Annotated in this window: 9 protein-coding genes; 1 reads left to right on the top strand and 8 read right to left on the bottom strand. The window is 30.2% G+C overall.

The annotated features are described in order from the left end of the window. Positions 1-186: 186 nt before the first annotated feature. Positions 187-1,242 (top strand): YkvI family membrane protein, encoded by a 1,056-nt coding sequence (locus OW730_RS03750; protein ID WP_271227753.1) that lies wholly within the window; start codon positions 187-189, stop codon positions 1,240-1,242. Between the two features lie 18 nt (positions 1,243-1,260). On the opposite strand, the gene OW730_RS03745 is transcribed toward OW730_RS03750, so the two are convergent. The 8 genes from OW730_RS03745 to murI form a co-directional block, all read right to left on the bottom strand. Beyond that, positions 1,261-3,054 carry a heme NO-binding domain-containing protein gene (locus OW730_RS03745; RefSeq protein WP_271227752.1) on the bottom strand — a complete coding sequence of 598 codons (1,794 nt, stop codon included), beginning with the start codon at positions 3,052-3,054 and terminating at the stop codon, positions 1,261-1,263. 134 nt (positions 3,055-3,188) lie between these two features. Further along, the gene (locus tag OW730_RS03740; protein ID WP_271227751.1) at positions 3,189-4,532 is read right to left on the bottom strand and encodes a peptidoglycan-binding protein; all 1,344 of its coding nucleotides are present in this window, start codon (positions 4,530-4,532) and stop codon (positions 3,189-3,191) included. Positions 4,533-4,598: 66 nt separating this feature from the next. Beyond that, a complete protein-coding gene (locus tag OW730_RS03735; RefSeq protein WP_271227750.1) occupies positions 4,599-8,123 on the bottom strand; it encodes a S8 family peptidase in 3,525 nt (1,174 codons plus the stop codon). Positions 8,124-8,312: 189 nt separating this feature from the next. After that, positions 8,313-9,977, bottom strand: coding sequence for an HD domain-containing phosphohydrolase (locus OW730_RS03730; RefSeq protein WP_271227749.1), 1,665 nt, complete (start codon positions 9,975-9,977; stop codon positions 8,313-8,315). A 72-nt stretch (positions 9,978-10,049) separates the two neighbouring features. Then, positions 10,050-10,724: a helix-turn-helix transcriptional regulator gene (locus OW730_RS03725; RefSeq protein ID WP_271227748.1), complete on the bottom strand. Its 675-nt coding sequence runs from the start codon at positions 10,722-10,724 to the stop codon at positions 10,050-10,052. 128 nt (positions 10,725-10,852) lie between these two features. Continuing rightward, positions 10,853-11,371, bottom strand: a complete 519-nt coding sequence (locus OW730_RS03720; RefSeq protein WP_271227747.1) for a peptidylprolyl isomerase — start codon at positions 11,369-11,371, stop codon at positions 10,853-10,855. A 14-nt stretch (positions 11,372-11,385) separates the two neighbouring features. Then, complete coding sequence (locus OW730_RS03715) at positions 11,386-11,820, bottom strand: hypothetical protein (RefSeq protein ID WP_271227746.1); 435 nt, start codon at positions 11,818-11,820, stop codon at positions 11,386-11,388. A 77-nt stretch (positions 11,821-11,897) separates the two neighbouring features. Then, positions 11,898-12,671, bottom strand: coding sequence for a glutamate racemase (gene murI, locus OW730_RS03710; protein WP_271227745.1), 774 nt, complete (start codon positions 12,669-12,671; stop codon positions 11,898-11,900). Positions 12,672-12,804: the final 133 nt, after the last annotated feature.

Below are 12,804 nucleotides of genomic sequence, written 5' to 3'. Positions count from 1 at the left end.
TCTTTGAATCATAGATGTTTTGGACAAGTGTAAATTAAATTTCGCGGTGGAATCTCTATAATAGTTTTTCCTATAAAAAATAATTTAATGATATTTTTTATAAACTCATTCATTATTTTCTTCTAAGTTAAATATCTATATATAGAGAAACTACTTTAATACAGAAAACATTACTAGGAGGTTAAAATGAAAAAACAAATATTTCAAGTAACAACAGTCTTCATTGGAACCATTGTTGGTGCCGGACTAGCATCCGGTCAAGAAATCACTCAATTTTTTTCAACTTATGGTTTAATGGGCTTTACTGGGCTTTTAATTTGCTGTTTTATTTATATGCTTACTTGCACCTTGATTGTAGATATAAGTCAAAAGTATTCTCTGAGTTCTTATACAGAATTGATAACTAAGGTAAGTGGAGGATATTTAGGTAAATTAACCGAGCTATTTACAAGTTTCTTTCTAATAAGTGGGGCTGCTATAATCTTGGCAGGAAGCGGTGCTCTGTTTAATCAATATTTTGGTGTTTCAAAATGGTTAGGTATTCTTATTATGGCCTTAGTAGCTTTAATTGTATTATTAAATGATACAAAAGGTTTAATATTTGTGAATTCCTTCATAGTGCCCGCCTTAGTAATTACTATACTTTTAATATTCTCTACGTACATAATATTTTTTCACCAAAGCATTTCTCTTGATTCACTTATACGAGCTAGAGAATATAAATCATATAACTTCCAAGGAATGTGGTTCCTATCAGCCTTGTTATATGCAGGCTTTAATATCCTTAGCTTTACAGGGGTATTAGTTCCCATATCTAAAGAAATAAAAAATAAACGCAACATTATCTATGGTATTTTTTTAGGAGCAATCATCCTAACCATTATTTCACTTATGATAAATTTACTTTTAACATCTAATATACCAAACATATTTAAATATGAAGTTCCTTTACTCTATATTGCTAGCCACTTCAAAGGACCTTTAGAAATTCTATTATTAATTATCATATGGTGTGAAATGTTTTCAACAGAAATATCAGATATTTATAGTGTAGGTAAAACAATGGAAAAGAAATTTAATATTCCATACAAAAAATGTGTTTGTATAATATTGGGGATTGCTTTACCAGTATCACAATTAGGATTTAAAAGATTAATCACTATATTATATCCAATTTTCGGTTTTATAAGTATTCTATTTATAATAAAGGTTTTTATATTCAAAAAAAATGAAGTCAAATAATTGACTTCATTTTTAAAGTTATATCTTATATTTTTTTAGATCTTTAGTAAATTCAGATGTAATATTCTTAAATTGATTAATACTATTTGTCAGTTTTACTATTTCATTTGTATATTGAGTTACATTAGCACTTACTTCTTCTGATGAAGCTGAATTTTCCTCAGCTATAGCAGCTAATGATTCAACATTCTCATATAGTGAAGATATAGAATCAGCTTCTTTTGTAAGCTTTTCAATATTGTGTATCATAGACTTAGAAACTTCACTGATATCATTCATAGCTTTCTCACTTACTTCTCTAACTACACCTAGATCCTTTGTTTCCTCAGCTAAAGTATCAAATTGTTTTTCTATTCCTTCAACTAAGGATTTAACTTCATTTACAAAATAAATCAAATTGGAATTTATCTTTTCTACTGCATTTTTCGATTGTTCCGCAAGCTTTCTAACTTCTTCTGCTACTACTGCAAAGCCTCTACCTTGCTCCCCAGCCCTTGCAGCCTCAATACTTGCATTCAAAGCCAATAAATTCGTCTGCTCTGATATTGCTGATACTATGGATACTATACTTGTTATATCTTGTGCCTTATTTTCTAAAGAAGTACTCTGAACTTTTACTCTTTCAAGCTCAACCAAAGTATTACTTATACTGTTATTTACCTTTTCAAAGCTGTCATAACTTGTTGAAATCTGATTAACAGCACCTTCTAACATTTCCTTGTTCTTATTCTCTTCATTAACAATCTCATTAATCTTATTTATATTATCATTAAGTACTAATGCTGTGTCTTCAGTACTTTCAGCTTGACTCACAGCACAATTCGCCACTTGTTCTACAACTCCTGATATCTCCTGAGAAGTTCTATTCATTGAATCCGAAATATCTTTAATCCTATTAGCAAATGTGTCCATCTCATCGGTTACACCTTTAAATCCTACAAAATCTGATGAAATTGTTGTCTTATGTTGTTTAATACCTTCAAATAATTCTTCTAACTCGTCTCCTGTAAATACATCAACTTCTTCAAAATACTCATTTTTATTTATACTTGAAAGTATATCTTTCATTTTTCCAAGAGGCGCTAATGTAATAGAAGATATTATTAACGTTATGATTCCTGTAAATAAAGAAATAATAATTCCTTTAAACATATTTTCATTAAGCATCAAATTAGGAATCATTGATAAAATCATAGTTGATAAAGATATTTTTAAAGGTAATTTTTTTATAAATCCAAAAGTTAATAGCTTGGACATTTTATATTTTTTCTTATAATATATATCCTTATCAAAAGTAAGTTTAAGCTTCAAATAATCTCCTTCTTTTAAAACTACCTCACTCTTAATTTTTTCATTAAAAAATTCACCTGCTCCATCTAATAAGCCTAAGAAGTAATCAAACATTTTTCTATTAGATTTATATGTAAAATACGCTTCTCTACTTGAAATAGGTTGAATAATAACTTCTGGCGGCTTTGCACCTGGTAATTTCTTTGTCATTACAATATGAATATCATACAATGACTTTAAGAAACTATACAAATTATCATGTTGAAAGAAGGCTGGAAAATCATTAAAGAAAGACTTTATATTATCTTTTCCGATTTCTCTCCATATTGTCTGTATACTCAAGCCTTTACTGTCAGCTATCCTCTTTATTACATTTTTCACATCATCATCATCTATATTATCAATAGGTGAAAAAATCTTGCTTCCATCCCAACCTATAGATATCATAGCATTCTCTGTAATATCTTTTCCATATAGGTTCCTACAAGTATTTAACCATGTAGCAACTACAGTTCCTTTCATAACTATCCCTCCATATATAAACCGCATTTTGCGCATTAAACCGTATAATTCGACTTTCCAATAAATTATATCATATAATAAACATTATTAAAAGAATACCAAAATAAAAACTCATCTTAACGATGAGTTTTTATTTAATAATCACAAGGATATTCTATTTTAGGTACATCATCACTTCGATAACTATCATTACTATTAGGTGGTATAAATATTTTGTTTCCAGTATACTCATTTCTCAATTCGGCTATTTTACTAACTGCAACATATATATTTGATATTTGATACCAAGTAGCGTAATCTACAACTCCAGTAGGTGTTAAATTAAATATTGATTGGAATTTTTTCACTGATTCAGCTGTCTGTTTTCCATAAATACTATCTACTTTTACTTTAGGAATTGCAGGGTAGTTCACTGATATTCTATTTAAATAGGTTTGAACAGTTCTTACCGGAGCCCCTCTTGAACCAATAGTCAATTTATATCCAGGATATGATTTTGGTATTCCTTCAACCTCATCCGCCCTAGGAAATTGAATCTCTGTTCCATAGAAATCCCTTATTATTTGATATTCATTTTTCCCTGCATCGCCTAATGACTTACTTCCCCATTGAGTCATCCATCCAGGACATTGAACCTTTATGCCATCACAATATTGAGTAAGTAATGGCTGCTTACGCCCTATTAACTTAACATATGTTGTGAATATTTCATCAACAGCTTTGCTTATATTATCATAAATATTTCTTCTATAGGAAAAAGCATGGTCATAGGCTGTAGAGCTAGTAATTTGAAAATTATATCCTTTTCCTCTGTACCATTCTGTATAAATTCTATTTAAAGTAAATGATATTATACACAATATATTAGCCTTTATAGTTGCAATAGGCCATGTGGCATATATCTCACTTGAAGCAACGTTCTTTATATACTCCTTAAACCTTACAGTATAATTTTTAGCTGCCTTCTTTGGCGCACCATCATGTACCACAATTAATTCTGGCACTACCACTTTATCTAAAACAACTAAACCTGTTGTTTGTTTTAGTTTCTCTAAATCCTTAACTGGATCTTCTGGAATTTTAGGTGGGAAGTTTCCAACCAAACGATTTTCTTTTACCTCTATTACCTCAACTTTTTTCTCTCGTTTGCCATTCCTTCCGATCTTCTTAAGAGGAAAGATTTGTATAGCTTCTCTATTTGGGAACACTTGACATCCTTTAATCTCTATTCCCTCATATCCATCAGCATCAACAAATACATCGCATAATCCATAAGGTATTTTTCCTGTAGGTTCCATAGAATATTCAATTGGCGGTGTATCAACTTCTACAACATCACATACTCCTGAGTCATCACTTCTCACTTGTTCCTTGACTGTACTTCCATTCTGTCCTGTAATTCTGCAAGTAGCTCCTTCTATAGGCTTAAACCCATCTTCGCTATAGACCTGAACCTTCAAATTACCTATATCAGGCATATTTTTTCTCCTTATAAAATACTCTCAATATAATCATATGATTAATAAATTAAGAATAGACAGCTTCTATTTAATTTTTCTATAAATTTCATTTGGCATTCTAACTAAAAGACCATCACTTCTTTCCAAGCCTCTAATATTTTCAAATACCCCTTTAAGATTCAGCATTCCATATCCCCATACCTCATTAGGATATATATCTCCTTTTCTTCTATTTGTTCCTCTAATTAAATAGGTTTTTATTTTAGTTGAATACATAGTCTTATCATTACCAAGAACTATTCCCCATTCTAACAAAAGTGTAACTGCTCCAGCTAATACTGCTGATGCAGCACTACTACCTGATACAGTTATGCTTCCTCCTCCAGTTGCAGTTGTTAAAACTCCAATTCCTCCAGCAGTCACATTAGGCGTTACTCTTCCATCTCTAGTGTAGCCCCTTCCTGATTCAGCAAGTATTGAATCATTATTCTGGTTATATGATGAACAGTTAATAATTCTTCTAGCAGTAGATGGTACTGTACATGTAATATACGGCGATGGATTTAAAAATTCTGTTCCCTCTTCAAGGAGCTCTCTCTGTGGAAGCCAAATATCATAATTGCCATCTATCATAAAATCACAAAACAATCTTATTTGCCATATTCCAGGCCTAATATCTTTAATGCTTATTTCTATCAATTCATCTCCTGTTTTTTCTTCTGGAATATAATAAGTTATAAAAACAGTACTTCCTTCAAAAACAAACTTTACTTCTTCAGTCTCCATCAATTTAGCAGGGATTTTTTCAATTAATTCTCCACTAGGAGATATTATACCTACAGACAACTTATCTGGTTTTCTCCCCCATATTTGCAAGTCTAAATTTCTCTGATTTTCCCCCACCTTTAATTCTATATTTTTTATCTCCCCTTGATTCTCAAATTTTCCACTTGTATGCGTATTGGTGTCACCATTATTTCCAGTACCAGTTACTACTGCAACTCCTCTTACCTTTGATATTTCATCAATATATCTCTCAATAAGTGAACTACCATCATGTGCTCCTCTATTGGTGCCCATAGGTAAAATAATCACTAATGGCTTACCTAATTTCTTAGCAACATCAAATACGTATTTAATTCCTAAAATTATATCTACACTATCATATGCATTTCTGTTTTCTGGTACACCTTTCGATTCAAGTAATGAATTCTTAGCCTGTTTAACCTTAACAACTACAAACTCGCAATCTGGAGCCGCTCCAATTAATTTTTCATTTTTTCCCCTAGCTCCAATTATTCCAGCAACATTTGTCCCGTGACCTACAGTATCTTTAGAATCTACTATTAAATATGGATCTTCATTTTTCCTTTTAGCTTGAATTGCTTCATTAATTTGAGTTCTTTTAAACTCTCTTCCAAATCCAATTATATCTGGAGTATTATCCCCTACCCCTTCTTGATCCCATATACTAATTATTTTTGATGTATCATCCTCATATATAAATTCATCATGTAAATAATCTATACCTGTATCCACTATACCTACCAATACCCCATACCCTCTTAAGGGTAAATATGGACTTTCATGAAACTCGGATATATTAGCAGCATCTATAGGTGACGTAGCATTTAGTGTATATATGCTTGATTTTTCAACATAAAGAATTTCATCTACCTCTTTTAACAATTGATCTAACTTTCCTTTTCTAATAGAAATAATAGCTCTATGATTATCTAGCTTTAATGCTGACGCATAATCAATTTTCTTCATAGATTCCATAAACCCATCTTCATATTCTACTATATAATTCTCATAATCCTCTCTAGTAAATATACTTCCAAATTTATGATTGCTAACTGCTGTTACTCTCATAGATCTCCTTTCCTCTTTAATTGCTATTTTTAAAGAATCACTTAAGCATAATGCTCCATATCCCCATTTATTATTTGGATAATTTACATCTACTCTTTTTCTTTTAGCGCCCCTTATGAGATAATATTTTACTCTCTCTCCATACATATAGCTATCATTTCCTTTAACCACTCCCCATTCCATAAGTAATGCACATGCTCCTGCCACCTGTGGTGCAGACATAGATGTTCCTGATAGAGAGTTATATCTTCCACCTGGATAAGATGAAAAAATATCCTCTCCTGGTGCAACTATATCTGGTTTGATATCACATACAAGCTTTCCTCGTCCAGAAAAAGAAGAAATAACATTTGTAATATAGTTATAACTACCAACTGATATAATGTTTTCAACCGTTGCAGGTATTCCAAGAGTATCTTCAAGAGTTGGTTCTAAAAACTTTGTTTTATCACTCAACCCTTCTGATATAGGCAACCACATACTATATCTTTCACTTTCAAAATCATCTTTCATCAACGTTATAGTCCACTGCCCTATTTGTACATATTCTTGAGGAATTAAACTAATTATTATTGCTCCTTTTAGATTAAATGGATTTGCCTCATCTCTATAAATGAAAACTTGCGAATCTCCAACATCTCTAGTAGTAAACCTCTTATTAATCTTTATATCACCAGTTACCTCACCAGATGGATTCTTAATATTTATAGTTAATTCTTGAAAGAAATCTCTGTATAGATTTATTACTAAACCACGTTCTCCTCCCCCTACAGAAACATCAATTTTAGTACTATCCCTAAGATTCCCTCCTTTATGTAGCCCTTTATCTCCCATATTTCCAGATGCACATACAAAGGATATTCTCTCTAAGGAAGCTATTGTAGAAATATATAACTCAAGTAACGATCTTCCATCATGTGCTCCATTATTTGTACTATAGCTTAAGCTCAAGACAAGTGGCATATTTAATATTTTTGTTTTATCAATTATATATTTTATTCCTCTCATTAACTGTGTACTCTGTGCATTTTGTAATTCCCCTTCTCCTGTCATCTTCACCATTATGATAGAACTTTCATAGGCAACTCCCTTATACCTATCTTTTCCTTCACCGCTACCACATGCAATACCTGCAACATGTGTCCCATGTCCAAACATATCTTTTGAAGGCTCATCCCCTGTCCCAGTTCCCTTAATCCATGCGTTAATATCACTTTTATTCCATTCCTTATTGGTATTCAAATCATATATATATTCTATTCTTGTTGATTCACCGCTACTGTTTAAGAAAGCTTTATGAGAATAATCAATTCCGGAATCAATAAATCCTACGATAGTACCTTTTCCTGAAAGTTCTGCGCTACTCCATACTTCATTAATACAAGAAGCTTTATTAGAAGGATTATAACTTGTATATAAACTCTTAGGTAACTCTGCATATTGTATTTCCTCTATCTTAAGAACATCATCTAATTTATCAACACTAATATTAATTATCCCAAATCCATAAGATAAATCCTCAAAGGTTCCCCCAATATTTTCTACAGCTATCCTAACTTTTTCATTATTGCTTCCAATCAAAACTATAAGTTCAATAGTATTCTTATCACTTCCAATATAATATGATAATAACTTACTCTTCACAGTAGGATTCATATTGCTTAACAAGTTTAAATATGCATCACTATTCTTCCTGTAATACCCTCTTTGATTTCCTAGGAAATTTTTATTCATTTAATAACACTCCAAAAAAGTTCTATATTTTAACTTATGAGTTTTTTAAGATAAATAGAAATCATCCTTCAACTTCTTGATTAGAAAATAATCAGCGTTTCAACATTTTTTCTAATCAAGATATAAATTTTAATTTCTATTTATATAGCTATATAAAACAAAAAAGAACTAAGTAATTTAGTTCTTTTTTTATTGCACTATTCTATCCTCATCTATTTGAAGTTTATTCATTTTGATTAATGCAACAGTTATATCTACAACTTCAGGATCAAATTGTACTTCTTTACTATTTATTAATTCCCTTACAGCCAAATCAACATCCATCGCTTTTCTATAAGGTCTATTTGAAGTCATTGCATCAAAGGCATCAGCTACACTTACAACTCTCGCCTCAATTGGTATCTCATCTCCTTTAAGTCCTTCTGGATATCCACTACCATCAAACTTTTCATGATGGTATTTAATAATAGAATATTCTGTTTGAAAATTATTAATATCAACTAAAGCATCTGCACCATTTTCTGGATGACTCATAATTATTTCCATCTCATCTTCAGTTAATTTGCTGGGTTTGTTAAGTACATTGCCATAAATACCAATTTTACCGATATCGTGTAATATTGCTCCTACTTTAATCTTTTCTTCATCAATTTTATAGCCATATTTACTATTCATCTCTCTTGCAATTATACTCGAATACTTAGTAACTGCAACAGAATGTCCCGCAGTATACTTATCTTTAAGTTCAATCAAATTCAGCATTGAAGATATTACCTTGATAAATTGACTTCTTTTCTCAATGTCCTTAGCTTGAAGCCTTTTATACATAAGTTCCACACTATTGTGAGCTTCCATTAACTCATTATTAAACATTGATAATTGCTGCTCTCTTTCATCAATCTTACGAGCCATAGAAATTATATTACTAAATACTGTTTTCCATTCCTTTAATTGATATTTCTCAGGAATTTTAAAGCGATAATTTCCTTTTCCAACTTCCTGTAAAAGAGTTCTTAAAAAGTTTAAGTAATCTTTTATTATATTAAATATTTTTATAGATAAGATGATGGCTGATGCTACAGCAACTACAACAATGATAATAATATATATAGCCCATCCACTGAATAATATTTCTTTAGATATATTACGTTCAATAACTAAATATAAATTACTATTTGTAAGTTTATCAATGTAACCACTAAAGTAAGCTTTCTGCAACTCATTGTGATACATATATCTCTTGTTATCTTCTAGCGCTTCCTTAATTTTCTTATATTGATGGTCCCCTAATGTAATCTTTTCTTTTGAATAAATTAAATTTAAGTCCTCATTCAATAAAAAATATTCATAGTTATCCATATTAAGCTTTAACACATGTTCAAAGTCTATGTAAAAAAGAATATACTCCATAATCTTTCCAGAACTATCTTTTATACCATAATAAAATTTTATCTCTTCATTATCTCCATATAAGAAGGTACTTTGCTCATATTTACTTAAGTTTGTATATTCTACTTCTTTGGATAAATTATCTTTTATTTGAAATGAGTCATAATCTATATTTTTAACATTACCATCTTTATCTAAAACAATAATACTCTTTATATACTCTCTATTTAACTTAATTTTACTCAAATATATTTGTTCTTTATCCTTAGATATAAACCCTTCTCCTGTAGTGATTGCTATATCTTGTGCAACATCCATTAACTCATCCTGGCGTTTTTTTATTTGATCAGATATATTTGTCATGAGAGTTAACTCGCTCTTTCTAGCATTCTCATGAGTAATCATTATAGATAGCAAAGTCATTGCAATAAATGCGATAACTATTAATCCTACATTAAAATGCAATATGTTAAAAAATAATAGGCCCTTTAAATTCTTTCTCCTATGAGACATTTCCCCCATTCTCCCCAGTTTCAATTATAGTTTAACTTTTACCCATTCAATCTTGGCTAATACTTTAATTGATTTCTTATTTAATGTTTCAGTTTTTATACCATTAATATTGTTTATTAACAATACTTTCTCACTATCCAGCATTTTTAATTGTCTCACTGCTCTTTTTCCATTAACCTCTATTAAGCTTATTGAATTATTTATAAGCTCATGTGTTAAATATCCAAAAGCCAGGTCTCCCTTACCCATTCTGAATCCAATCATATCATCATTCTGAATTTCTATAAACAGTACTTTATCTTTAGCGAATCCCTCAACTTTATTTGATATAATTGGCATAGAGATTTTTCCTTTACTCTTATTTAAAGAATAATCATAAATAGGAACATCCCTCAATATTCCTCCAAGAGCACCACTCCATGAAGATTCATCTAGGTTGATTTGTTTTGGTGTCTTATTCATACTTTTAACTGCAACCTGCTCTTGATCTGCTGATTCTTCCATGTTAAATGTTATATCATTTACATCTTCCCCAAGAATTTTACTAATTTTACTCATTATTTTTTCATTTATTATTTTTCTTCCTGTTTCTACTTCTGTTATATATTTTTCTGCTACCCCTAATTTCTTAGCTAACTGCTTTCTAGTCATGCCTTTTTTTTCTCTTAAAAATAATATTTTATTACCTACTCTGCTCATGGTGTCCTCCTATTTTTTCTTACCTTAATATACAATCCCTAACTATATTTTAATATCTTTTAGAAAATATTTCTATATATTATGACAAAAAGGTGTACTGAAAAATCAATACACCTTCTATTCTACAATTAATATTTAACAGGTTCTGGATATTCTTCCCCAAAAGTTTCTACTGTAGCAGCTTTAATTTTTTGATCCTCATAAGGTCTATCCATACGATCAGTTTTTGTTGCAGCAATTTCCATTGCAACATCCATACCTTCAATAATCTTTCCAAAACCAGCATAATTTCCATCTAAGTGTGGAGCATTTCCAACCATAACAAATATCTGGCTTCCTGCTGAGTTTGGATCATTAGTTCTAGCCATAGAAAGAACACCTTCAGTATGTTTCAAGTCATTTTTAAAACCATTTGCATTAAACTCACCCTTTATTGAATAACCAGGGCCCCCCATTCCTGTTCCTTCAGGACATCCAACTTGAATAACGAAACTTGGAATTACTCTATGAAAGATTATTCCATCATAAAAACCTTTCTTTACTAGGCTGATAAAGTTATTAACTGTATTTGGTGCTATTTCAGGATATAACTCTGCCTTCATTGTTTTTCCATTTTCCATTGTAATTGTAACTATAGGATTTTTCATATTTAGCTCTCCTCTTATATTTTTTGTTTTTTATATATTATATTAAAATCATTTAAAGAGTCTAATTTTATAGCAATTCCTCCACCAGGAATTATTATAATATACTTATCTAAAAGTATATCACTAAAGTATTCTTTTTCAAATATTGAATTAACTAAAAGTAACTTTTCAGTTTCTAAGGTTTCATCCCTTTGAGCAACCCATTCTAAATTCTTATCAATTGAATTACCATTTTTTTTATTCAACATATTTTCATTGTTGAAAATTTGAATTCTTTTATTTTTTAATCTTTCTGGTAAAATTTGAATAGAATATATGATATATATATATTTACTGCTTTTTTTATTTAAAATATACACAATATCTTCATTACTCTTATTAATTTTATAAACCATACCATCTTTTAATTCTTTGTTTTTTTCTTTGTTCTCATGAATAAATACACGCATAATATCACCTTTTTAAAAGCCCCTACATTGTAATTTATTCATCTCATATACTATTTGTGATTATTATGCTTAAACCTCTATTTTAACTTTAATAACTCATAGCTTAATTCTATAAGTTCTTCATTCTTGGAGTTTAATATTTCAATTTTTCCTTCCAACTCCTCATCTCTTTTAATTCCTAATTGAATAAGCTGTCGCTTTAATTGTCTAGCTGTACCTTCTCCACCATGTATAATTTTTATCTTTTCACCAAGAATATTTCGAACTTTATTTTCTATAAATGGATAGTGAGTACAACCTAACACAACTGCATATACATTTGCAGTTGTATAACAATGCAATTTATCTATTAAGTACTTCTCAGTTTCCTCACAATCTATTTTTCCTTCCTCAATGAGATCTACTAATCCAGCACATGGAACCAATAGAACTTCTTTATTTTCTCCATATTTCTTTAATAATTCTTTAAATTTTCTTTCTCTTAATGTTATAGGTGTGCCCATTATAATTACTTGACCCATTTCTTCTATTTCCATTGCGGGCTTTAACGCTGGTTCAATTCCTATAATAGGAAATGTTTTATATTTTTCTCTCAAATCAGTAATTGCAGCACTTGTAGCTGTATTACATGCAATTACAATTCCTTTACACCCTTTGGATATTAATAACTCAACTGCTTCGAAGGTTAACTTTTTTACATCTTCTTTATCTCTTTCCCCATAAGGCGCATTTATAGAATCTCCAAAATATATGTAATTTTCTTCAGGCATTAATTTAACTGCCTCTTTTAAAACACTTATTCCACCAACTCCTGAATCAAAAAATCCAATTGGTTTATCTTTTATATCCATAAAATCACCACTTTTTTATTAATATTAAACCGTTACGCTTTAAAAAGCGAGTTGACAATGGAAAATTGAAAATTGAAAACGTAGGATATTTCTCTTCGAGAAATTTTAATCATATTGTTCTTCGGACAAGAAT

This window comes from Oceanirhabdus sp. W0125-5, from assembly GCF_027938815.1.
GTDB lineage: Bacteria > Bacillota > Clostridia > Clostridiales > Clostridiaceae > Oceanirhabdus.
This window is presented reverse-complemented; position numbering and strand designations above follow the sequence as displayed.